General features: G+C 58.2%; 18 protein-coding genes, 3 tRNA genes and 1 pseudogene. 13 read left to right on the top strand and 9 right to left on the bottom strand.

What is annotated here, in order from left to right:
* Positions 1 to 32 precede the first annotated feature (32 nt).
* The 4 genes from DLM_RS02575 to DLM_RS02560 form a co-directional block, all read right to left on the bottom strand.
* A complete protein-coding gene (locus DLM_RS02575) occupies positions 33 to 1,469 on the bottom strand; it encodes an MFS transporter (protein WP_089084933.1) in 1,437 nt (478 codons plus the stop codon).
* Positions 1,466 to 2,050, bottom strand: coding sequence for an NAD(P)H-binding protein (locus DLM_RS02570; protein ID WP_089085092.1), 585 nt, complete (start codon positions 2,048 to 2,050; stop codon positions 1,466 to 1,468). The genes DLM_RS02575 and DLM_RS02570 overlap by 4 nt, the downstream gene beginning before the upstream one ends.
* Positions 2,051 to 2,220: 170 nt before the next feature.
* Positions 2,221 to 3,054, bottom strand: coding sequence for an SDR family oxidoreductase (locus DLM_RS02565; RefSeq protein WP_089084934.1), 834 nt, complete (start codon positions 3,052 to 3,054; stop codon positions 2,221 to 2,223).
* Positions 3,055 to 3,078: 24 nt separating this feature from the next.
* Positions 3,079 to 4,227 (bottom strand): iron-containing alcohol dehydrogenase, encoded by a 1,149-nt coding sequence (locus DLM_RS02560; protein ID WP_089084935.1) that lies wholly within the window; start codon positions 4,225 to 4,227, stop codon positions 3,079 to 3,081.
* Between the two features lie 134 nt (positions 4,228 to 4,361).
* Between DLM_RS02560 and DLM_RS02555 the strand changes: the two genes are divergently transcribed.
* The 8 genes from DLM_RS02555 (at position 4,362) to DLM_RS02520 (ending at position 15,160) form a co-directional block, all read left to right on the top strand.
* The gene (locus DLM_RS02555) at positions 4,362 to 5,330 is read left to right on the top strand and encodes a LysR family transcriptional regulator (protein ID WP_197715493.1); all 969 of its coding nucleotides are present in this window, start codon (positions 4,362 to 4,364) and stop codon (positions 5,328 to 5,330) included.
* Positions 5,331 to 5,506: 176 nt separating this feature from the next.
* Positions 5,507 to 6,946, top strand: coding sequence for an NAD-dependent succinate-semialdehyde dehydrogenase (locus DLM_RS02550; protein ID WP_089084936.1), 1,440 nt, complete (start codon positions 5,507 to 5,509; stop codon positions 6,944 to 6,946).
* Positions 6,947 to 7,168: 222 nt separating this feature from the next.
* On the top strand, positions 7,169 to 7,714 hold the full coding sequence (locus DLM_RS02545) for a TetR/AcrR family transcriptional regulator (protein ID WP_231960016.1): 546 nt from the start codon (positions 7,169 to 7,171) through the stop codon (positions 7,712 to 7,714).
* A 100-nt stretch (positions 7,715 to 7,814) separates the two neighbouring features.
* On the top strand, positions 7,815 to 8,711 hold the full coding sequence (locus tag DLM_RS02540) for a LysR family transcriptional regulator (protein ID WP_089084938.1): 897 nt from the start codon (positions 7,815 to 7,817) through the stop codon (positions 8,709 to 8,711).
* A gap of 299 nt (positions 8,712 to 9,010) precedes the next feature.
* Complete coding sequence (locus DLM_RS02535) at positions 9,011 to 10,213, top strand: efflux RND transporter periplasmic adaptor subunit (protein ID WP_197715492.1); 1,203 nt, start codon at positions 9,011 to 9,013, stop codon at positions 10,211 to 10,213.
* 20 nt (positions 10,214 to 10,233) lie between these two features.
* A complete protein-coding gene (locus DLM_RS02530) occupies positions 10,234 to 13,476 on the top strand; it encodes an efflux RND transporter permease subunit (protein ID WP_089084940.1) in 3,243 nt (1,080 codons plus the stop codon).
* Positions 13,477 to 13,488: 12 nt separating this feature from the next.
* Entirely contained in the window at positions 13,489 to 14,967 is a 1,479-nt protein-coding gene (locus DLM_RS02525) for an efflux transporter outer membrane subunit (RefSeq protein ID WP_089084941.1), read from the top strand.
* 10 nt (positions 14,968 to 14,977) lie between these two features.
* Positions 14,978 to 15,160 carry a hypothetical protein gene (locus DLM_RS02520; RefSeq protein WP_089084942.1) on the top strand — a complete coding sequence of 61 codons (183 nt, stop codon included), beginning with the start codon at positions 14,978 to 14,980 and terminating at the stop codon, positions 15,158 to 15,160.
* Between the two features lie 122 nt (positions 15,161 to 15,282).
* On the opposite strand, the gene DLM_RS02515 is transcribed toward DLM_RS02520, so the two are convergent.
* Positions 15,283 to 16,341: a LysR family transcriptional regulator gene (locus tag DLM_RS02515; protein WP_231960014.1), complete on the bottom strand. Its 1,059-nt coding sequence runs from the start codon at positions 16,339 to 16,341 to the stop codon at positions 15,283 to 15,285.
* A 42-nt stretch (positions 16,342 to 16,383) separates the two neighbouring features.
* Between DLM_RS02515 and DLM_RS02510 the strand changes: the two genes are divergently transcribed.
* Positions 16,384 to 17,226 carry an SDR family oxidoreductase gene (locus tag DLM_RS02510; protein WP_089084944.1) on the top strand — a complete coding sequence of 281 codons (843 nt, stop codon included), beginning with the start codon at positions 16,384 to 16,386 and terminating at the stop codon, positions 17,224 to 17,226.
* Between the two features lie 370 nt (positions 17,227 to 17,596).
* Here DLM_RS02510 and DLM_RS02505 read toward each other — a convergent pair whose 3' ends face one another.
* On the bottom strand, positions 17,597 to 18,034 hold the full coding sequence (locus DLM_RS02505) for a winged helix-turn-helix transcriptional regulator (protein WP_197715491.1): 438 nt from the start codon (positions 18,032 to 18,034) through the stop codon (positions 17,597 to 17,599).
* An 86-nt stretch (positions 18,035 to 18,120) separates the two neighbouring features.
* Here DLM_RS02505 and DLM_RS02500 point away from each other — a divergent pair, with 86 nt between their 5' ends.
* Positions 18,121 to 18,981, top strand: a complete 861-nt coding sequence (locus DLM_RS02500; protein ID WP_089084946.1) for an SDR family oxidoreductase — start codon at positions 18,121 to 18,123, stop codon at positions 18,979 to 18,981.
* Between the two features lie 288 nt (positions 18,982 to 19,269).
* On the opposite strand, the gene DLM_RS02495 is transcribed toward DLM_RS02500, so the two are convergent.
* The 3 genes from DLM_RS02495 to DLM_RS02485 all read right to left on the bottom strand — a co-directional run bounded on the left by DLM_RS02495 (position 19,270) and on the right by DLM_RS02485 (position 19,636).
* Positions 19,270 to 19,345 (bottom strand) — tRNA-Thr (locus DLM_RS02495).
* A gap of 60 nt (positions 19,346 to 19,405) precedes the next feature.
* A tRNA-Pro gene (locus tag DLM_RS02490) sits at positions 19,406 to 19,482 on the bottom strand.
* Between the two features lie 77 nt (positions 19,483 to 19,559).
* Positions 19,560 to 19,636 (bottom strand) — tRNA-Pro (locus DLM_RS02485).
* Positions 19,637 to 19,727: 91 nt separating this feature from the next.
* Here DLM_RS02485 and DLM_RS02480 point away from each other — a divergent pair.
* From DLM_RS02480 to DLM_RS23265, 3 genes and pseudogenes are all read left to right on the top strand, one after another.
* Positions 19,728 to 20,624: pseudogene (locus DLM_RS02480) on the top strand (recombination-associated protein RdgC); the annotation flags it as partial.
* 573 nt (positions 20,625 to 21,197) lie between these two features.
* A complete protein-coding gene (gene katG, locus DLM_RS02475; protein WP_089084948.1) occupies positions 21,198 to 23,372 on the top strand; it encodes a catalase/peroxidase HPI in 2,175 nt (724 codons plus the stop codon).
* A gap of 275 nt (positions 23,373 to 23,647) precedes the next feature.
* On the top strand, positions 23,648 to 23,815 hold the full coding sequence (locus DLM_RS23265; protein WP_167467024.1) for a hypothetical protein: 168 nt from the start codon (positions 23,648 to 23,650) through the stop codon (positions 23,813 to 23,815).
* The last annotated feature ends 74 nt before the right edge of the window (positions 23,816 to 23,889 follow it).

The following is a 23,889-nucleotide window of genomic DNA, read 5'->3' as shown; positions in this document are numbered from 1 at the left end:
TATCAACAGTTATACGCCAGATACCGACAAACTCAGGCTTCCTGCCCAGTGGCCTGGTAATTGGCTGACTGTGGAGATAACTGAGCCACTGCGTCAAAACGTATGTAGCGCAGCGATACAAACAAAGCGATGCAGAGAAATAGCGCGGACACATAAAGGACGTGGCCGGTGTGTAAAGCCATAGCGGCAGCATCATATGCCGTGGCATGCCCAGCGGAATAAACCACGATCAGAATGGCCAAACCCAATGTGGCTCCAATCTGGTGAGCCACATTGAGAACACCGGAAGCCGCACCGGCATTATTTGCCTCTACCCCAGCCACGCCGGCAACTGTCAGCGGTGCCAACACCCAGCCCTGCCCAAAACCCACCAGCAACATCGGTAACAGCACGCCGCCCAGATAAGATGCTTGTGTGGCACACAAGCCTTGCAATACAACACCAGCCACACACACGGCCAGACCAAGCAGCAAAATACGCCGATGACCAAAGCGTCTGACTGCGACAGGCACCGAAAGCGAGGTCGCCATTTGCGGAATGGTCACTGGAATAAACGCAAGTCCGGCCAGCATCGGGGTGAAACCAAGGACACCTTGCAGATACTGTGCGGTAAAGAACCAGAAGCCAACCATGCCACTCAGAAATAGCAAACGCGCAAGGTAGGCCGCATTACGCTTTGCGTCACTCAAGAGGGTGAGCGGCAGCAACGGTTGTTTGGCCCGCGATTCAATCCAGATAAATGTCGCCAATAACACAAGGCCAATAGCGATGCTGGCCCAGCTTAATGGCGAGGCCCAGCCAGACTCGGCGGCTTCCACGATGCCAAATACCAGTGCGCACATACCAAGCGTGGATGTCAGCGCCCCGGCAATATCAAAGCGCCCGGTTTGCCGGGGAGTTTCATTTATATAACGCAAGCTTCCAATCATCAGCGCTGCGCCAATTGGAAGATTGATGAAAAATCCTGCACGCCAGGAAATAAGATCTGCCAGCAAGCCGCCAAGTACCATGCCAACCGTTGCGCCAATTCCGGCGGCGGCGGCATATAGCGACAGTGCGCGCGTGCGGGCGCGGCCTTCTGCAAAGTGCGTGGAAATCAAGGCTAGTGTCGATGGTGCCAACACCGCAGCACCCAAGCCCTGGACTGCCCGAAAGATGATCATCCAGGCTGGACTGCTTGCTGAGCCAATTGCAAGTGAGGCCAAGGTAAAAATGGCAAGGCCGGTGATGAACATGCGACGACGGCCCAGAATGTCGCCAGTCCGGGCTCCTAGCATCAGGAAACCACCAAACGCCAAGGTATACGCGTTTTGAATCCAGGACAGACCGGCTGGGGTAAAACCCAGTGCCGCCTGGATGCGTGGCAGCCCTGTGAGCACGATGGATGTATCAACAACCAGCATCAGATAACTCAGCATGATGATGCTTAACACCATGCCGTGGTTCACTGGCTTATGTTGAGGGCTCATGCTTTGCTCACACCCAGGCTTTGCCCGATCTCCAAGCCTGGAGTCAGTACAAGCTTGGTAATCAGCGTAGAAAGGCCGTTCAGGGATACGTCATGTCCTTTGAATGGCTCCCCTTTCCTGGTCAACTGGTAATTGAACGATTGTTCTCGTGTGAACCAACCGGGACGCAGCACGGTGTAGTCAAGCCCAGAGGCTTCCACCAGGGCTGCTGAATCACGGTATGGGTTTAGTATGCTGCGGTATTTTTCACCCGGCACTTCGCCATAAATCCCCATGGAACTAATGAAAATAAGACGACGCACACCAGTAGACTGCATGGCAGTGATAATGCACCGTGCCTGAGCCGCCATATCACCCGCAAGATTGGCATAGACCACATCCTGGCCATGCATTGCGGCCTGCAGGGTATCTTGCTCAAGCACATCGCCTTCAATCATGGACACCCGTTCCGGGTCCGGATTGGCCAGACGGTTTTTCCGCCGTAAATAAAGCGTTAACTGTATGTCTTGGTGGGCAAGAAGAAATGGCATGGTATGCCGGGCCAACTGACCATTGGCACCGAGAATCAAAACGCGTGTCATCAACGTATTACCTGTAAGCTGAATCTTGACTACTCTTCCCTTAACGCCATGCACAAATGCACTGGGCATTGACAGCAATATGCAGCTGAGAATAAGAGCATGGAGTAATGGCAAGCCGTCTTTTAAAAAGCGGCTTGCCTATCACTTGGCTAAAACATGCAAGGCAGTTTTTAATCTGGTGTCGCCAACGTGCCGGTTTTCATTGCGGCAATCACACCGCCATCAATCAGCAGATCACTGCCGGTAACGAATGCGGCATCCGGTCCCAACAAGAAAGACGCAGCAATGGCGATTTCCTCCGGCGGTGCCATGCGCTTGGCAGGGGATGCCTCAATCATGGCGCGGTACATGCCACCGATTTCCGAATTGAGTTCATGCAGTGCCAGCGGTGTCACCACAATGCCGGGACTGATGGAGTTGACACGGGCAGCACGCGCGCCCCAGCTGATTGCGGAGGCTTGCACACGCAGGTGGTTGGCGCGCTTGGCGATCATGTAAGCCACCACCGTATTCGGGATGGCCTCTGCTTGCAGGAAAGGCAGGGACAAGAGTTCTTCGGTCGGCGTATGCAGCAGCGCCTGGTCTTGCTCGGGCGGCAGGGCGGGCATCATGTGTCCGGCCATGCTGGAGATGATCAGCCCGGAGCCTTTAGGTGCAATCACCTTCTCAAACTCATCGAACACCACTGCTGCGCCATACAGGTCCACTTTCAACACATCTTCAACGGGTGCCATGTTTGGTGATAGACCTGCGGTATTCACAAGCTGCATCACATCGCCCAGGGCCGCTGCAGTCGCCGCCAGTTTTTGTACCGACTGACGCGAGGTGACATCCACCACTTGCGTTTCCACCGCATACCCAGCGTCACGCATCGATTGCGCAGCCTGATGCAGGGTGGTTTCGTTGTAATCGGCCAGTAGCACCGTACGGCCAAAACCCTGGCGGCGCGCAATGGCCACCCCAATACCACCGGCACCAATAATGACGATAACTTCCTTGCGCATTGTTTTTTCCTTGCTTGATGTGAGTTAGAGGGCCAGTTGCAGAATCTCGGCCACAACGTCTTTCGTGTAGATGTCGGCAATACCAAACCACTGCGCATTGCCCAGCACCACGTCGGTGATGGCCGGCAGATCGGTCTTGCTGATACCCAGTTGTGACAGACGCGTGGGGGTGCCGATGCTGTCAAACCAGTTTTCCAGTGCGGCAATGCCCTGCAGTCCGTCATCCAGAGCGAATACCTGCTTGGCAAAGCGCTGGAACTGCGCCGGATTGCGCTGGTAATACCACTTCATCCAGGCCGGCATGATCACCGACAGACCGGCACCGTGCGGCACATTGAACAGCGCCGACAAGGCGTGTTCGATCATGTGATTGGGGTAGTTAAAGCCGGCAGTTCCGGCATAGATCAGGCCGTTGAGGGCTTGGGTGGCCGCCCAGGCAAACTCGGCACGGGCCGGATAGTTGTCCGGCTGCTCCAGCAGCACCTGGGTGTTGTCGATCACGGTCTTGACGATGGCCTCCACCATGCGCGAATGCAGCTTCGGCTGCACCGTGGCGGTGAAATAGCCTTCAATGCAGTGGGCGATGATGTCGGCGGCCGAATACACCAGATAGTCGCGCGACACCGTCTGCATCAGCGCCGGGTTGACAATGGAAACACGCGGGAAGGTATGCACCGACTGGATGGCAAACTTTTCCTTGGTGGCCTCGTTGGTCACCACCGCGCCACTGTTCATCTCGCTGCCGGTAGCCGCCAGCGTCAGGATGGAAAACACCGGTAATGCAGACTCAATCGCCGCCTTGCCGATGAACAGATCCCACACATCGCCAGCGTATGCCACCCCGGCGGCAATGGCCTTGCTGCTGTCCAGCACCGAACCGCCGCCCACACTGAGCACGGCACCCACCTGATGGCCGCGCGCCAGTGCAATCCCCTCACGCACCTTGCTCAGTACCGGGTTGCTGACAATGCCGCCAAATTCGACAAATTCGATGCCATGCGCGGCCAGGCTCTGGCTTACCGTCTGAAACAGGCCGTCACGCTTGATGCGCTCGCTGCCATAGCACAGCAGCACCTTGCTAATGCCATGCTCGGCCAGGTGCTGACCGATCAGCTGCTCTTTGTCTGTGCCGAAGTCAATCTTGGTGGGATTGAAAAAAGTAAAGTTATCCATGCTTATCCCCTGCCGCCTTGCGACGGATGATGTTGATGGCCGTCACTTTAGCTGTCGGATAAACATTGAACTAGCGCATTATTATTTGAATAATCTACAACTTATTGATGATAATCTTTACCAGGATCCAAGCCATGCCGATTAATGAGCTGCGCTCCATCACCACCTTTGTCCGCACCGCCGAACTGGGCAGCCTGAGCCAGGCCGCCGCCGCACAACAGATTTCACCGCAAGCCGCCAGCAAGGCACTGGGGCAGTTGGAACAATACCTGGGCGTGCGCCTGTTCCACCGCACCACCCGCAGCATGTCGCTGACTGAAGAAGGACAGCGCTTTCTGGAAGCGGTACAACCCTCGCTGATCGGCTTCCAGCAAGCCCTCACCACCGTACGCCAAAGCAAGAATGAGCTATCAGGGCCGCTGCGCATCGTCGGGCCGCGCACCGTGCTGCACGCCGTCATCGGCCCGGTAATGGACGAATACTGTCGGCTCTACCCGGAAGTACAACTGGACGTGCAACTGGATGACCGCATCGGCAACTGGGTGGAAGACCGCATCGACGTCGGTTTCCGCTTGGGCAACTCGCCACAGGAAGGACTGGTGGCGCGCCGCCTGTTTCCCATGCAGCTGATCATCTGCGCGGCACCCAGTTATTTGCGCAAGCACGGCAGGCCACACAGCCTGTACGAACTGGGCGCGCATCGCTGTAGCGCCTTTCGCCGGGCCAGTGATGGCCGCGTGGTGCCGTGGCGCGTGCGGGTAGGTGACAGCATGCAGGATCAACCGGTCAATCCAGTCTTCTGCACCAATGATGAAGCGATTGAATTGCGCGCCGTACTGGCAGGTGAAGTGATTGCCCAACTTGCTGCGCCCACTGCTGCGCACCTGATCCGCAGTGGCCAGTTGGTACCCATCCTGCTGGACAACATGGCCGACAACTACAGCCTGTTTATTTATTACGGCAGTCGCGCTGCCCAGCCGGCAAGGGTAAGGCGCTTCATTGATCTTGCGGTGGACCGGCTGACTGATTCCGCTGACTTTTTACTGAGCCGAGAAGAACTCACCCTGGCCCATGAGCGCGGGGTAGAGGGGGCCAGAAGTTAATCATCCTGCGGATCACTCATTAAGACTTCCATGCTGGCAAGGCAGCGCGGCAGACCTGCGTACCAATTACACCACAGGACAAATGTCACTTGGTGACATTTGTCACCAAGTGACATATTATCGCTATGGATAGCAGGCCGCACAGCGCCTTTCCTTTAACCGACCGGAGTCTACCCATGTCCTCAACCCCCTACCTTCCACTGTATCTATGGATCGATGGCCAAAAACTGGCTGGCGGCGATCGGGCGCACAGCGAGGTAATCAATCCCCTGAACGGCCAGGTACTGGCCCGCATGCCGCATGCCACCGCTGACGATCTGCAGGACGCCTTAAGTTCGACAGCACGCGGCTTTAAAACTTGGCGTACTGTCCCGGCATGGCAGCGCGCAGCCGTCATCGAGCGCGCCGTTGCCTGGTTGCGTGAGCGCCGCCAGCAACTTGAATCCTTGCTGACGCTGGAGGTGGGCAAACCCAATGCGGAAGCCCGCATGGAAGTGGATTTGACGCTGGATTCAATGACCTGGTGCGCCGAAGAAGCCAAGCGCATTTATGGCCGCACCCTGGAACCACGCCTCCCCCATGGCAGGGCCGTGGTATCCCATGAGCCAATCGGCCCCGTGGCCGCATTCGCGCCATGGAATGTCCCGGCACTGCTGACCGGGCGCAAGATTGCAGCAGCGCTCGCGGCGGGCTGCTCGATGGTGATCAAGCCCTCCGAGGAAACCCCGGCCACTTGCCTGCTGATTGCCGAAGCCTTCGCTGCAGCCGGCTTGCCTGCAGGGGTGCTTAATGTGGTGCTGGGCGATCCTGACTTTATTTCCCGTACCCTGCTGGCATCCAAAATTATCCGCAAGGTTTCATTCACAGGTCCGGAACCGGTTGGGCGACAGTTGGCAAAACTGGCGGCAGAGAACATCACGCCCATCACGATGGAATTGGGCGGCCACGCACCGGTTATTGTTTGTGACGACGCAGACATCGAAGCGGCAGTGGCCGCATCGGTATCGAACAAGTTCTTTAACGCAGGTGCCAGTTGCATTGCGCCGACTCGCTTCTATGTACAGGACGCTGTCTACGCGCAGTTTGTCAGCGCGTTTGTGCAAGGAGCCAAGGCAATCAAGCTGGGCGACGGCTTTGACCCCGAGACCACCATGGGACCACTGGCCAATGCGCGCCGCCTGGCCGCGATGGAGCGTTTGATTTCCGATGCCGTCACCCGCGGCGCTACGCTTGAAACCGGTGGATACCGCATCGACAGAGAGGGATATTTCTGGGCTCCGACGGTGCTGACCAACGTACCTGAAGAGGCGGAGATCATGAATCAAGAACCATTTGGTCCGGTAGCAACCATCTCGCGCTTTGAGAAGCTGGAGGATGCAATCGACCAGGCCAATCGCCTCCCCTTCGGCCTTGGGGCATATGCATTTACCCGCTCACTTGCGCGCGCCAATTTGCTTGCGGATCGCATCGAGAGTGGCATGGTCGGTATCAACACCTATTACTTTGGTATGCCAGAAGGCCCGTTTGGCGGGGTCAAGCAAAGTGGCTACGGTAGTGAAAATGGTATCGAAGGCATCAGTGCTTATCTGCTTACCAAATTCGTCCACATGGTTTGAACCCGGTCATACCCGGTAAGCTTGCTGGCCTGAGTTGCAAGCCTGATCGGCTTGCAACCAGCAAGATGCGCCATACCTTCGTGTATGGCGCATGTCCATTTGGCCCAGCCCCTCTGCTATGCTATGCAGCCTAATCAATCAGCTAGCTGACGGCAGCACCCGAATTTGAAGGAGTCGACCTTGGGTTTAAGGCAGTCAAAGAAGGACAAGACCCGCCTGCAATTGTTGGAAGCGGCATTGGAACTATTCGGCCAACAAGGCTTTGAGGTCACCACCATCAATCAGATCGCCGCGGCTGTCGAGATCTCCCCGCGCACCTTGTTGCGTTATTTCCCCACCAAAGAAGACATCGTGCTCAGTTGGCTGGAGGACAGCATGTCTGGCTTTCTTGCAGGTTTGCTAAACCGGATAGCAGCAGAGCCGATTCCGGATGCGCTGATTTCAGGCGCACGAGAATTGCTGGCCTTGTATGCATCGCGCAAGGAATTTTATCTGGCGCTGGAGCGTGTCATCGCATCTTCCCCGCAAATCAGTGCGCGCAAACATGCCATGACTGCGCAACTGGCGGATGAGGTGGCCGACATCATCGCACGCAACGCCCCGGCGGAAGATGCTGCCTTGTCCATGCAAAGACACCTCTACCCTAACGTCCTTTTTACAATCATCCGGGTGGTGGTGACCCAGTGGGTAAGATCTCAGGGGGAAGCAGATTTACAGCTACTGTTCAGCGATGCCCTGCGCGTGGTCCGATTCCAACACACCCTCTAACCATTGACGGCACGCAGTCTCGATACGGCAACGGAACAGCACTATTCAAAGTTGCATTATTCCGAAATAATCGCCCAATCCAGATGAGATTATTTCAATAATGGCCCGCGAAAACCTGAATGATCTGCGCACCTTTGTCCTGGTGGCCCGCGAAGGCAGTTTTACCCGTGCAGCGGCAAAACTGGGGGTGTCGCCCTCGGCGGTGAGCCATACCATGCGTGGGCTGGAAGAAAGCCTGGGCATGCGGCTGGTTACCCGTACCACGCGCAGTGTGGCGCTGACCACGGCAGGCGAGCAGGTGCTGGCCATTTTTGCCCCCCGGCTGGACGAAATCGAAGCCGAGCTGTCGGTACTGCGCGAGCAGCGGGACAAACCGGCGGGCAGCATCCGCATCACCGCAACGGACTTTGCCGCCGAGCATTACCTGCTGCCCAAGCTGGCACAACTGCTGCCTGACTACCCGGATGTGCAAGTTGAGTTGTCCATCGACTACGGGCTGACCGATATTGTGGCGCAGCGTTTTGATGCCGGTATCCGTTTTGGCGACCAGGTGGCACGCGACATGATTGCCGTGCGCATCAGCCCGGATATCCAGACCACCGTGGTGGCCACCCCGGCCTATTTTGCCCGCCATGGTGTGCCAGAGCACCCGCGCGACCTGACCGAACACAACTGCATCGGCATGCGTCTGCCCACCTATGGCGGGCTGTACGCCTGGGAATTCGAACAGGGCGACAACAAGTTTTCCATTCGGGTAGATGGCCAATTGACCATCAACACCCTGCCGCAAATGCTGCATGCCACCCTGTCCGGCATCGGCCTTGCCTACACCGCGCGCGACTATGTGCTGCCTTATCTGGCCGATGGCAGCCTGCAGGAAGTGCTGCAACCCTGGTGCGCGGTATTCCCCGGTTTTCATCTCTACTATCCCAGCCGTCGCCAGTCCTCCCGCGCGCTGATGCTGCTGGTGGACGCCTTGCGCTACCACGCGGCATAAGACCGTCTTGCCTTGCCAGCGCGATCACTTGGCGCAGTTGCGGCGATATTGATGAAAATATCTCACAACGGCATAAATCCAAATGCATATAGTTCATTAAGTTTTTGACTGATAAGATCACCGACCTAATTCAGATGGTGAGTATCAGGCGGACATGTGCTGGCCGTTCCTGCGTATTCACCCGACAACAAGGCTCTGGCCACACGGTTGATCTGCTGTGGCAAATCCCCTTCATCGCATGCCCGGTGGCACGTCGTCCCTGCGTTGGCCATCCATCCTGACTTTACGGAATGAATAATATGAACCTACCCATCAAGGGCCGGCGACCGCTGGCCATGACTGCCATTTCCTTTGCCGTGCTGGCTGCCATTGGCACTGCCGGCTGGCTGGGCCTGCACAGCCAGGCGGTGCAGGCGGATGCGCCGGCTGCCGCCAACCAGGCTGTTCCCGTTTCTGCCGCCTTGCTGGTGCAGCAGGAGGTGAGCACCTGGCAGGATTTTTCCGGCCGCCTGGAGGCGGTGGAGCGGGTGGAGCTGCGCTCGCGCGTGGCCGGTGCCATCCAGGCCGTGCATTTTCGTGAAGGTGCGCTGGTGAAGGCGGGCGACCTGCTGGTGAGCATCGACCCGGCACCGTATCAGGCCGAGGTGGACCGCGCCGCCGCCCAGGTGGCCGCTGCCCAGTCCCAACTGGTATTTGCCCGCAGTGAGCAGGACCGCGCCAACCGCATGCTGGCCGATCACGCCATTGCCCAGCGCGATGCCGACGAGCGCAACAACGCCGCCCGCGCCGCCGATGCCAACCTGAAAGCCGCGCAGGCCGCCTTGCAGACAGCACGGCTGAACCTGAGCTACACCGCCATTCGCGCACCGGTATCCGGCCGGGTGGGCAAGCTGTTGGTGACTACCGGCAACCTGGTATCGGCCGGGCCGGACTCGCCGGTGCTCACTACCCTGGTATCGGTAAACCCGGTGTATGCCAGCTTTGATGCCGACGAGGAAACCGTGAACAAGGCGCTGGCCGAGCTGCCGGATGCCGGCACTGCCCGTGCGCGGCTGGGTGACATTCCGCTGCAGGTCGCTACCAGCACGGCGCAAACCTTCCCCGCCAAGCTGCAACTGGTGGACAACCAGGTGGATGGCAAGAGCGGCACGGTCAAGCTGCGCGCCACGGTGGACAACCGCGACGGCGTGCTGATTCCCGGCCAGTTCGTGCGCATCCGGCTGGGGCAGTCCAAGCGGCATCCGGCACTGCTGCTGAATGAACAGGCCATCGGCACCGATCAGGACAAGCGCTTTGTGATGGTGATCGACAAGGACAGCAAGGCGCGCTACCGCCAGGTGCAGTTGGGGGCCAGTGTCGATGGCTTGCGCATTGTCAGCGCCGGCCTGCATGCCGGTGAACGGGTGATTGTGGACGGCCTGCAGAAAGTGCAGCCGGGCGCAGCGGTAGCGCCGCACATGGTGCCGATGCAGCCCCCGGCTACTGCGGCGGCCAATAGCTGATTTCCACGCGAAAGACATTCATGAACCTATCCAAATTCTTCATCGACCGCCCGATTTTTGCCGGTGTGCTGTCGCTGCTGATTTTCCTGGCGGGCCTGCTGTCCTTGCGGGTGTTGCCGATTTCGGAATACCCGGAAGTGGTGCCGCCGCAAATCATCGTGCGGGCGCAGTTTCCCGGTGCCAACCCCAAGGTGATTGCCGAATCGGTGGCCACGCCGCTGGAAGAAGCCATCAACGGCACCGAGGGCATGCTGTACATGAGCAGCCAGGCCACCACCGACGGCCTGATGACGCTGACGGTGACTTTCCAGATCGGCACCGACCCGGACAAGGCGCAGCAACTGGTGCAGAACCGTGTGTCCCAGGCCGAGCCACGCCTGCCGGAAGACGTGCGCCGCCTGGGCCTGACGACAATCAAGAGCAGCCCGGACCTGACGCTGGTGGTGCATTTGCAGTCACCCAACGGCCGCTATGACATGAACTATCTGCGCAACTACGCCATTCTGAATGTGCGTGACCGGCTGGCGCGCATCAATGGCGTAGGTCAGGTGGGGCTGTACGGTGCGGGCGATTACTCCATGCGCATCTGGCTGGACCCGCAAAAAGTGGCCATGCATGGCTTGTCGGCCAGCGATGTGGTAAGCGCCATCCGCGAGCAGAACGTGCAGGCCGCCGCCGGTAGCATCGGTGCGTCCCCCAGCGCCAAGGGCATCCAGCTGCAATTCCCCATCAACGCGCAGGGCAGTCTGCAAACCGAGCAGGAATTCGGCGACATCATCGTCAAGACCGGTGCCGACGGTGCGGTTACGCGCCTGCGTGAGCTGGGCCGCATCGAGCTGGGCGCGTCGGAATACGCGCTGCGCTCCACGCTGGACAACAAGGCGGCGGTGGCCATTCCCATCTCGCAAGCCCCTGGCTCCAATGCCTTGCAGATTTCCGACCAGGTGCGCGCCACCATGGCCGAGCTGAAGAAATCCATGCCGGAAGGGGTGGACTACGCCATCGACTTCGACCCCACCCAGTTTGTGCGCGCGTCGATCGAATCGGTAGTGCACACCCTGCTGGAAGCCATTGCGCTGGTGGTGCTGGTGGTGATCCTGTTCCTGCAGACCTGGCGTGCCTCGCTGATTCCGCTGCTGGCGGTGCCGGTGTCCGTTGTCGGTACCTTTGCGGTGATGCACGGCTTTGGCTTCACCATCAATACCCTGTCCTTGTTTGGCCTGGTGCTGGCCATCGGCATCGTGGTGGATGACGCCATCGTGGTGGTGGAAAACGTGGAGCGCAATATCGAGGCCGGGCTGGACCCGCGTGCGGCATCCTACCGCGCCATGCGCGAAGTGTCCGGCCCCATCATCGCCATTGCGCTGGTACTGGTGGCGGTATTCGTGCCGCTGGCCTTCATTGGCGGTCTGAGTGGCATGTTCTACAAGCAGTTTGCGCTGACCATCGCCATTTCCACGGTGATTTCCGCCATCAATTCCTTGACGCTGTCACCGGCGCTGTCTGCCTTGCTGCTGCAACGCCACGACGCGCCGCAAGACTGGCTGACCCGCCAGATGGACCGCTGGCTGGGCGGCTTCTTCGACCGCTTTAACAGCCTGTTCAACCGTGGGGCCACGCGTTACAGCCAGGGCGTAAAGCAGGCCATCAGCCGCAAGTTTGTCATGCTGGCCATCTATGCCAGCCTGGCAGCAGTCACCGTGGGCTTGTTCCACAGCATTCCGGGTGGCTTTGTCCCGGCGCAGGACAAGCAGTATCTGATCGGCTTTGCCCAGTTGCCAGACGGTGCCACGCTGGACCGCACCGATGCGGTGATTCACCGCATGAGCGACATCGCAATGAAGATACCCGGTGTGGATCACACCATCGCCTTCCCCGGCCTGTCGATCAACGGTTTCACCAATAGTGCCAATTCCGGCATCGTGTTTGTCACCCTCAAGCCCTTCGAGGAGCGTCAGGGCAAGGCCATGAGCGCCAATGCCATTGCCGCTGCCATGAATGCCGAGTTTGGCAAGTTGCAAAATGCCTTTGTGGTGATGTTCCCGCCGCCGCCAGTGCATGGCCTGGGCACCACCGGTGGTTTCAAGCTGGAGCTGGAAGACCGTGGCGGCCTGGGTTATGAAGCCATGGAAAAGGCGGTAAAGGCCTTCATGGCCGGTGCGGCCAAGGCGCCGGAACTAGCCGGGCTGTACACCAGCTACCAACTGAACGTGCCGCAACTGCTGGCTGACCTGGACCGCAGCAAGGCCCAGCAACTGGGGGTGAAGGTTAATGACGTGTTCAACACCATGCAGATTTATCTGGGCAGCCTGTACGTCAACGACTTCAACAAGTTTGGCCGCACCTACACCGTACGGGTACAGGCCGATGCCAACTTCCGTGCGCGGCCGGAAGACGTGGGCCAGCTACAGGTGCGCTCGGCCAACGGCAGCATGGTGCCGCTGTCGGCCCTGCTCAAGGTCAAGCCCAGCTTCGGGCCGGAACGGGCCATGCGTTACAACGGCTTTTTGGCCGCCGACATCAACGGCGGTGCCGCGCCCGGCTATTCCAGCGGACAGGCGCAAGCAGCCGTGGCACGGGTAGCAGCACAAACCCTGCCGCCGGGTATTGGCTACGAGTGGACCGAGCTGACCTATCAGGAAATCATCGCGGGCAATTCCGGCAGTTGGGTGTTCCCCATTGCCATCCTGCTGGTATTCCTGGTGCTGGCGGCGCAATACGAAAGCCTGGCCTTGCCGCTGTCCATCATCCTGATTGTGCCGATGGCCTTGCTGGCGGCCATGGCCGGGGTGTGGCTGAGCCACGGCGACAACAATGTGTTCACCCAGATCGGCCTGGTGGTGCTGGTGGGCCTCAGTGCCAAGAACGCCATCCTGATTGTCGAGTTCGCCCGCGAGCTGGAGTTTGCCGGACGCAGCCCCTTGCAGGCCGCCATTGAAGCCAGCCGCCTGCGTTTGCGCCCCATCCTGATGACCTCGATCGCCTTCATCATGGGTGTGTTGCCGCTGGTGCTGGCACATGGTGCCGGCGCGGAAATGCGTAACGCCATGGGCGTGGCGGTGTTCAGCGGCATGATAGGCGTCACCGTGTTCGGGCTGTTCCTCACCCCGGTGTTTTATGTGCTGATGCGCCGCCTGTCCGGCAACCGGCCACTGAAGCTGCACGGCGAGGTGCCGCATCTGGACCCGATCGCCCAGCCGCCCATGGGGCATGAGCACGGCCATGCACTGCACCCGGCAGCCAAGCACCATAACGTCGAATAAGGAAGCGGATAGATGATCAACAGAATCACCCTGGGCCTGTTGCTGGCGGCTGCGCTAAGCGCCTGCGCCACACCGCCCGCCATCGATGGCAGTCAGTTGCCGGCCACCCCGGCCAGTTACAAGAACCCGCCAGCGGCCACGCTGGCCGACGGTAGCTGGACGCTGACCGCACCGGCCGATGCCGCCAACCGTGGCGACTGGTGGCTGGCGTATCAGGACAGCACGCTGAACCGGCTGATCGACAGCGCGCTGCAACACAATACCGACCTCGCCGCCGCGGCGGCCCGTCTACAACAGGCCCGCGCCGCACTGGGCGTGGCCGATGCCGACCGCATGCCGCAACTGGGCGTGAATGTCGGCAATGCGCGTGGCACCCAGTCCGGGGCCGGGCCGTCCGGTACCAGCTTGCTGAACAGCAGCAATACCACGCCGGTAAAGCTGACCAGCGTCGGGGCCAATTTCAGCTATGAAATCGACCTGGCCGGGCGGTTGGCCGGTGCCAGCCGTGCCGCTGCGCTGGATGCCGAAGCCAGTGCCGCGTTGCTGCAGGGCAGCCGTCTGCTGATTGCCAGCCAGGTGGCACAGACTTACTTCAGCCTGCGCCTGCTCGACCAGCAACGGCAGTTGCTGCAGGACACCGTGCAGTCCTATGCCCGCACGGCACAGCTCACCCGCCAGCGCTATCAGGCCGGGGAGGAGTCCGGCCTGTCGCTGGCGCGCATCGAAGCCGACAGCGAAGCCACTCGCGCCCAGGCCATTGCGCTGGACCGCCAGCGGGCCCAGCTGGAAAACGCACTGGCGGTGCTGACCGGCCAGCCGGCGTCCGGCTTCAGGCTGGAAGAGGCCATCTGGAATGCCAGCCTGCCGCAGATTCCCGCTGGCTTGCCCGCTGCCATGCTGGCGCGCCGTCCTGATGTGGCAGCCGCCCAGCGCAAGCTGCTGGCCGCCCAGACCCGTGTCGGCGTGGCGCAAGCCGCCTGGTTTCCCGACCTGACACTGACCTCGGCCGGTGGCTATGCCAGCTCGCAGCTGCGCGACATCTTCCGCTGGTCGGCCCGCGCCTGGTCGGTGGAAGGCCTGCTGTCCCTGCCGCTGCTGGATGGTGGCCGCCGTCAGGCACTGCTGGGTTCGGCCCGTGCCGACATGGAGGTGGCGATGGCGGATTACCGCCACAGCATCCTGCAGTCTCTGGCAGAAGTGGAGGATTCGCTCAGCGACATCCGCCTGCTGGCGCAGCAGGAAGCAGCCCAGCAGCAAGCAGTGGACAGCGCAGCCCGTGCCAGTGCGCTGGCGGACTCACGCTATCGCAATGGCCAGACCGGCCAGCTGGAACTGCTGGACGCCCAGCGCAGCGAGCTGGCCATCCGGCGTCAGGCCTTGAGCATCCGTCAGGACCGCTATCTGGCCTCGCTCAGCCTGATCCGTGCGCTGGGCGGTAGCTGGGATGACAGCGCCAGCCAGCAAACATCAAACAACCCAAAACCGATTTAAAGGAAACAGCATGAGCAAATTCATCGCCCCCATCCTGCTGCTGGTGGCATGCAGCAGCCAGGTTTTTGCCACCGATACCCCGGCGGCCAGCCAGGCCGCGCAGCAACATGCCCAGCGCAATGCCAATGATGCCTTCTGCACCGCCGGAACCCCGTGCGAGGTAAACCGCCAGCGCGCGGGCGAGCATCACTGAGGCCTTGCTGAACATAAAAAGGCCATGCAATGCATGGCCTTTTTTACATCTGGTCATTCAGTTTTTTTCGTGCAGTCAACATCCCAACACGATAGCCAACGCTGTGCATACGCTCCGCTGCGCTATGATGCCAACCGCTCCAAGTAAGCTGCATGTGCCGCTGCAAGCTCTGCATCAGACAGGATGAACTCACGACTGTCCAGCAGGCTGGCAATCGCCAGATCGAGAAAAGCCCTGACCCGTACTGGCAATGCATTGCGGCTGCCGTAATACACATGGAGTGAAATCGGTGAACTGATATGCGACAGAAACAGCGGAATCAGCGTGCCGGAACGGATATGAGGGGCTACAGACAGATTGGCCAATTGCCCAATCGCCTGTCCGGCAAGCACGGCTTGTACTTCCAGCTCAGTGTCGTTGCTACAAAAGGCAGGCGTGAAATGTCGCTGTTCGACTTTACCATCCACGGTCAGGTACCAAGGCGCTACCTTGCCCGTCACCGGATGGCGGAACACGCTGCAACGGTGCGCACTTAACTCGTCCGTTGTTGTTGGCATACCGTAGCGATCAAGATAAGCCGGGGAAGCACACACAATTAACTGCACCGGGAACAAGCGACGGCTGATCACCCCTTCCTGGGCAGACGCACCAATACGAAAACCGACATCCACCCGGTCCAGCACCCAGTCGCCCAGGCCATCATCCAGCTGCACATCCGGTCTTACCCCAGGGTTTATTTGGCAGAACTGATCCAGCAGCGGCATCAGGATGCTGGCAAATGAAGACTTGGGTCCGACAATGCGTAATGGCCCGGCAATCCCCTCCTTGCCAGCCCTTGCGGTATTGACCGCACGTTCCAGCGTAGCCAGTGCGGGCTGGGCATCCTCCAGAAACTGCTGTCCCTCCTCCGTCAAGGCCAGGCTGCGCGTGGTGCGATGCAGAAGCCTTACCCCCAAGTGCTTTTCCAGCATCGAAATGGCCTGTGTCGCCGCCTGCGCGGATACGCCTTGCGCCAGCGCAGCCTTACGGATGCTCCCTAACTCCACCGCTTTGGCAAACATGGAAATGGAGCGTAATTCATTGATCGGCATGGGACGCGGTTCGGATGGACTATGCCAACAATTATCAATAAAAAATTGCTTCTGATGCAATTTTTTATCGACTATTCGATTGATACTCAACTTTCTATAGTGAGCACATACACACTGATAGGAATCGAGATCATGCAAAAAGAAGTGGTTGTCGTTGTTGGTGCCGGCTTGATTGGCCAGGCTATTGCGCGGCGTATTGGTGTAAACAAGCAGATCCTGCTGGCCTCACTGAGTCTTCAAGATGCAGAACAAGCTGCCATTCAGTTCCGTAATGCAGGGTTCATTGCGTCTGCCGCCAGTGTGGATGTGAGTTCACGTGAATCGGTGCAAGCACTGGTTGAACAGGCACAACAACTGGGGCCGATTACCGGCGTGATTCATGCCGCCGGCGTCTCCCCATCCCAGGCACCGGTAGCAACCATTTTGCGCGTTGATCTTTATGGCACCGCACTAGTCCTGGAACTGTTTGGCAATGTCATCGCGCATGGCGGCTCGGCAGTTGTTATTGCCTCGCAATCTGGCCATCGCTTGCCAGCACTACCGGCAGAACAAGACCGGGCACTCGCAATGACGCCGGTGGAAGAACTTCTGCAGCTGGATTTCCTGCAGCCGGACAAGGTGGTGGATACCCTGCATGCCTACCAACTATCCAAGCGCGGCAATTCACTACGCGTCATGGCGGAGGCAGTACGCTGGGGTCAACGGGGCGCACGGGTCAACACCATCAGCCCCGGCATCATCATTACCCCGCTGGCAAATGATGAGCTCAATGGCCCTCGTGGAGCCGGATACCGTCGCATGATTGAAGCCAGCCCGGTCGGTCGTGCCGGCACACCGGATGAAGTAGGACATGTTGCCGCCCTGCTGATGGGGCCGGATGGAACCTTCATCAGCGGCAGTGACATCCTGATGGACGGTGGCGTCACCTCTGCCTTCCGTTTTGGTGACATTCAACAGCCCGTCATCCAGTCCTGAAGTGCGGTGAAAGAGGAATCCACATCAAATAACGCCAGCTTGGCCGTTTCAGCCTGAGCATTTCAGCTCTCTGCCTTACTGCATGCACTTGCACACTGGGTTGCATTACATCTGAACAGTCAGTTACAGCTGCTTGCAAACCCAGGTGAACACGGCCTCGCTTTACCAAGGTCTGAGATGGCGCCATCAGCAGCACGGCCAAAATGGCGAGCACCATCCGCTGCTGACAACAGCAAATCCACCGGGGCGTTTGCCTTTGGAGTGGCTGACCAAGCAAGGCCAAGCGCCTACGCCCTGGTGTGCCGACGCAGGCAGTAAAGCCATAGCGCAAGCAGGCGCAACGCAGAATCTGGAATTTTATTAGCGGCTCTTAATGCTCATCGCGTGTGTCGTGAGAAATCTGCGGTGGCGAGCTAAACGGACATTCAGCGCTGGCAAGGACTGCCGCGGCATCCGTCACATTGTGATCAACTTCATTTGCCACAGCCTCCTCCGGCACAGAATCCCCCCAGGCACGCATAGCCTCCAGTACATCTCGCAGGCCCTCACCAAGCGGGGTAAGTTCATATACGACTCTTGGCGGTGTCTCGGCATACGCGGTACGTGTGACGAGGCCATGTCGCTCGAAGCCTTTGAGCCGGTGCGTCAAGGTGTGCGCACTGATGCCTGGTAGCGCCTGCCTTAGCTCAGTGAACCGTTGTGGTCCGTGCAGCAACTCTCGCACGATCAGCGTCGCCCAAGGACCATCAAGCAGTGTCAGAAACCTTGCCACACCACAGCAAGGCATTTTTTTTTGCGCTTTATCCAAAATTTCTCCAATAGTGCATTTGACGTAACCAGTTCACAGAATACACCATTAATACTTCAATAAATGCACCATTGAAAGGAAAACCCATGACTTACGTGATTCACGGCGCGACGGGCGCCCAAGGCGGCCCAGTCCTTGCACGCCTGATTCGTGCCGGCAAGCCTGCAGTTGCCGCTGTTCGTCACCCGTCTGCGGTCAAGGATCTGCCGGCGGTTGCGCTTGACAATGCTGCGGTGGATTCGCTGACAGCGGCATACCAAGGAGCGGAAGGCGTCTTCATCCATCTTCCTGTAGCCGCGGAGGCTGATCGTCTTCAGTACGCACACAACATCGCACAAGCCATCGCCCGCACCAAGCCCAAGCGCGTGGTGATTTCTACAAGTGGGTGGGTAGTGGATGAGCCAGGTTCGCCACTGCAAAATCCACCTGAAAGTGCCATCTCGACGCTGATTCGAGAAGTCCAGCAAACAGGTGTTTCTCTGGCTGTCGTAGCGCCACGCCTGTTCTTGGAGAACCTGCTTAATCCGGTCGTGCTTGGCCCGGTAAAATCTGAAGGAATTCTGCGCTATCCGCTACGGGCAGACTACCCCGTATCCTGGAGTTCGCATCTGGACGTTGCCGAAGTTGTAGAGCGCCTCCTGACCGATAGCGCGATTACTGGCATCGTGGGGGTCGGCCAGGCACCAGGCATCACGGGGCAGAATCTTGCAGCAGCTTTTGCGCATTATTTGAGCAAGCCGGTGTCCTTCCATGGCATTAAGCCCGAAGCATTTGGAGAAATGATCGCACCGCTGTTTGGTCAAGGTGCAGCAGCAGGGGTTGTTGCAGGCTATCAAGCTCAGGCACAGGCCAGCGCAAACGCAATCGCAATAGAAACAAGCGCTCAGACTGTGCTTGGGCTCCTCCCCAGAACCTTGCAACAGTGGCTGACAGAGATGTCTGCCTGATCAGGCATTGGTTAGCACATCCTTGGAGCGGCGGCACGCCCCGTCAGATGGTGTTCCGACGCTTCAAGACCAACGTCCATCCGTTACCCGTTGCAAAGCGCCTTACCGTCACGCACTACGGAAGAGCAAGGGGAGTACACAGCCAAGAGAAAAGCTGAAAAAGAGAAAAGCTGCAATGGAACAGCGAAATAGACCCAGATTGCCCAAATTGGCTTACATCATGGTTTGACTGCGGGAAAAATAAAAAAGGGTTACAGGAAAAATCACTGTAACCCTTTTTGCTTTACATGGTGCCGGTAAGAGGAGTCGAACCCCCGACCTTCGCATTACGAATGCGCTGCTCTACCAACTGAGCTATACCGGCTAACCAACTTGGTAAAAAAGCCTTGAGTCTCTATGAAGAAATTCAAGGCTTTTTCGAATCTGGTCGGAGTGAGAGGATTCGAACCTCCGGCCTCTACGTCCCGAACGTAGCGCTCTACCAGGCTAAGCTACACTCCGATTTTTCGCATTTAAAACTGCGAGATGTGCAATTTAACTCTAAATTTTGATTTTTGCAACAGTTTTTACAGAAATTCTGGTCGGAGTGAGAGGATTCGAACCTCCGGCCTCTACGTCCCGAACGTAGCGCTCTACCAGGCTAAGCTACACTCCGCTACCAACTATTTCTGCATTCTGGCGTCAGCTTTTGGCCCGTTTCCGGGTTACAATCAGCAACATCAGAGGACGCGCATTATGGAACATTTATGTGGTTTAAGCAACTATCTTTTTATCGCCTGACCGGCGAATCCCTGCATGAAACAGGCAAACTTTCCCAGGCACTGGAAAAAAGCCCCTTCCAGCACTGTGGTGGCCTGGACTGGTTCAGTGAAGGCTGGGTCGCACCAGCGGCGCATCTGGATAGCCCGGTCTTTCATGCCAGAGACTGCCAGTTACTGTCGCTAAAGCGGGAGGACAAGGTTTTGCCAGCCGGGGTTATCCGCGATTTTGTGGATCTCAAAGTCCAGGAGATCGAAGAAAAAGAACTGCGCAAGGTTGGCCGCAAGGAGAAGTTGGCGCTCAAAGAACAAATTACCGATGATCTGTTGCCGCGCGCCTTTGTCCGTACCCACCGCACCACTGCCTATCTGGATTGCCGTCGAGGCTGGATGATGGTGGACTCCGGCACCGCCAGCAAGGCAGAGGCCTTGGTCTCCAAGCTGCGCGAAGCATTGCCCCCCTTCCCTGCCGCCCTGCCACGCACCAAGCTGGCTCCACATACGGCCATGACGGACTGGCTGGCTGCCGGAGAAGCCCCGTTTGGCTTCGAATTGGATGCCGATTGCGAATTGAAGGATGGTAGCGAAAACGGTGCTGTCATCCGCTGTACCCGCATGGATCTGACTGCAGATGAAATCCGCCAGCATATTGCCACTGGCAAGCAGGTAACCCGTGTCGGGCTGATCTGGCAGGAAAAAATCCGCTTCATGCTCACCGATACCTTGCAACTGAAGCGCATTCAGTTTCTGGACGTCCTGCAGGAAGAAGCCAGTCAGGCCGGTGATGATCGCGAAAGCCTGTTTGAAGCGACCTTCACCTTGATGAGCGAGGAGCTGGGTGAACTGGTAGATGCGCTGATCGAGGCGCTAGGTGGGCTGGAAGACAGTCAGGCCAGCACCCCGTCTGAACGGCACCCGGCCAAGGAAGCCAATACCAGCCAGGACAATGGCCAACCAGTAGCTGCGGATGCCATTGTCCCTCCCTGGGACTGACAGCCGAGCAACCATGCAATACTAAAGAGCCTGCGGGCTCTTTTTTTTCGATAGCACAAATCTAACAATGGATTTACAACAATCAATTTAACAAATCTATTGCAACAAACCATAATCACTGCAAGTCAGAGACTGCCATGCAGCGTTGAAAGCCACCCGCAGCAATACACTGGTTTCGATTTGTTGGGAATTTTCCTATCAATAATCAGGAATTAGCCCAGTAAAAAAGAACAGGTCATGCAGTACAAATAAGACTATCAATCCAATACAAATGGAGAGCGCCATGCACAAGCAACAAACTTGGCAGGAAGTCTTGCTCGACATGCTGGCAGCCTTCTCTGCCATGCAGTAACGGGCCGGGCTGAGCCGGCATCTGGTAGGAAATCACTCTGGCAAGACATGGATTCAATCTGGCAGGGCCAGACATCCGTACACAACTCACAGCACATTTAACAGGAGCACGAGATGGCGAATACAAATACAGGTTCTGCCGGCAAATGTCCGGTGATGCACGGTGGCATGACGCAATCGAGCATGTCCAACACCGACTGGTGGCCGAACGCGCTCAATCTGGACATCCTGCATCAGCACGATAGCAAGACCAATCCGATGGGTGCGGGCTTCAACTACCGTGAGGAAGTGAAAAAGCTGGATGTCGAGGCCCTGAAGCAGGACTTGAAGGCCCTGATGACTGATAGCCAATCCTGGTGGCCGGCAGACTGGGGTCATTACGGTGGCCTGATGATCCGCATGGCATGGCACTCTGCCGGCAGCTACCGCATCGCCGATGGTCGTGGTGGCGCCGGTACTGGCAATCAGCGCTTTGCCCCGCTCAACTCCTGGCCGGACAATGCCAACCTGGACAAGGCGCGCCGCCTGCTCTGGCCAATCAAAAAGAAATACGGCAACAAGCTTAGCTGGGCAGACCTGATGATTCTGGCCGGCAATATGGCCTACGAGTCCATGGGGCTGAAGACCTTTGGTTTCTCTTTTGGGCGCGAAGATATCTGGCATCCGGAAAAGGACATTTACTGGGGTTCGGAAAAGCAGTGGCTGGCACCCAGCGGTAGTGAAGGCAGCCGCTACTCCGGCAAGCGTGATCTGGAAAACCCGCTGGCCGCTGTGATGATGGGCCTGATTTACGTCAACCCGGAAGGGGTGGATGGTCAGCCGGATCCGCAAAAGACCGCGCACGACATCCGTGAGACATTTGCACGCATGGCAATGAATGACGAAGAAACCGTTGCCCTGACCGCAGGTGGCCACACTGTCGGCAAGACTCACGGCAATGGTGATGCATCACGCCTGGGACCTGCGCCGGAAGGTGCCGATCTGGAAGAACAGGGCCTGGGCTGGATGAACCACAGCAGCCGCGGCATTGGCCGCGACACCGTAACCAGCGGCATTGAAGGTGCCTGGACTACCCATCCCACCCAGTGGGACAACGGCTACTTCGACATGCTGCTGGGTCATGAATGGACGCTGAGCAAGAGCCCGGCGGGTGCCTGGCAATGGGTGCCGATCGATATCCGCGAGGAAGACAAGCCGGTTGATGTGGAAAACCCGGACATCCGCTGCATGCCTATCATGACGGATGCCGACATGGCCATGAAAGTTGATCCGGAATACCGCAAGATTTCCGAGCGCTTCCACAAGGATCCGGCCTATTTCTCCGATGTATTCGCCCGCGCCTGGTTCAAGCTCACCCACCGCGACATGGGTCCGAAAACCCGCTACATCGGGCCGGATACCCCGCAGGAAGAATTGATATGGCAAGACCCGGTCCCGGCAGGTCGTACCGATTACGATGTAAACGCAGTCAAGGCAAAGATTGCCGCCAGCGGTCTGAGCATTGCCGAACTGGTAAGCACAGCCTGGGACAGCGCACGCACCTTCCGTGGTTCGGACAAGCGCGGTGGTGCCAACGGTGCCCGCATCCGTCTTGCACCGCAGAAGGATTGGGCAGGCAATGAACCGGCCCGCTTGGCCAAGGTACTGGCGGTACTCGAGAAAATCGCTGCAGAGTTCTCCATCAGCGTAGCGGATGTCATCGTACTGGGTGGCAATGTCGGCATCGAACAGGCCGCCAAGGCAGCCGGCCATACACTGACGCTGCCTTTTGCGCCGGGTCGTGGTGATGCTACGGCAGAACAGACCGATGCCGATTCCTTCGCAGTGCTTGAACCGCTGGCAGATGGCTTCCGTAACTGGCTGAAGCAGGACTTTACCGTCAGTGCAGAGGAATTGCTGCTGGATCGCGCGCAACTGATGCGTCTGACTGCCAGTGAAATGACGGTTCTGGTTGGTGGCCTGCGGGTGCTGGACAGCAACCATGGCGGCAGCAAGCTGGGGGTGTTTACCGATCGTCCAGGCCAGTTGACCACCGACTTCTTCGTCAACCTCACTGACATGGCTTATACCTGGAAGCCGGCAGGACGCAATCTGTATGAGATTCGCGAACGCAGTAGCGGTGCAGTGAAATGGACGGCAAGCCGTGTTGACTTGGTATTCGGTTCCAACTCCATTCTGCGTGCCTATGCCGAGGTGTATGCCCAGGACGATAACCAGCAAAAGTTCATCCAGGACTTTGCTGCCGCCTGGACCAAGGTGATGAATGCTGACCGCTACGATCTGAACTGATCATCCTGGCGGAGCAGTGAGCACAAGCCGCGCTGCCTTTGGGCAGTGCGGCTCTTTTTTTGCCAGCACGGCCATCCGGCCACCGCAGGAAGGAAGATGGCTTGCAAGCCAGGCCATCCACTCAGGCAGGACATGCCGTAGGCACTATCCGGCAAAAAACAATGTTTTCGCCCATCGCAATTAACAATATCAATCGCAATTTTGAAAAGATAAATTTTACTTGCGAATTATTCTCAATAAAATGAATGCAAGATCATCACCGCACGGAGTTCACCATGCAAGCCAGTCAGCACAGCCAGCACTTTGCCATCACCAAGTGGCAGCACATCCGCATCGTTCTTGGCATCCTTATTGTCTGCAGCGGATGGGGTCTGCAACTGCAAACTGCGGCACAGGATAGCCACCTTCCATCTGTGCAGAATGCGGCCAGCCACCCAGCCTGATAGACCCATGCCGTTTGTCACTTGCCTGCGCCACTATTCACCATAAGTAAACAAAATAATGAGTAAATGGCCAT

Source organism: Aquitalea magnusonii (assembly GCF_002217795.2).
GTDB classification, from domain to species: domain Bacteria; phylum Pseudomonadota; class Gammaproteobacteria; order Burkholderiales; family Chromobacteriaceae; genus Aquitalea; species Aquitalea magnusonii_B.
This window is presented reverse-complemented; position numbering and strand designations above follow the sequence as displayed.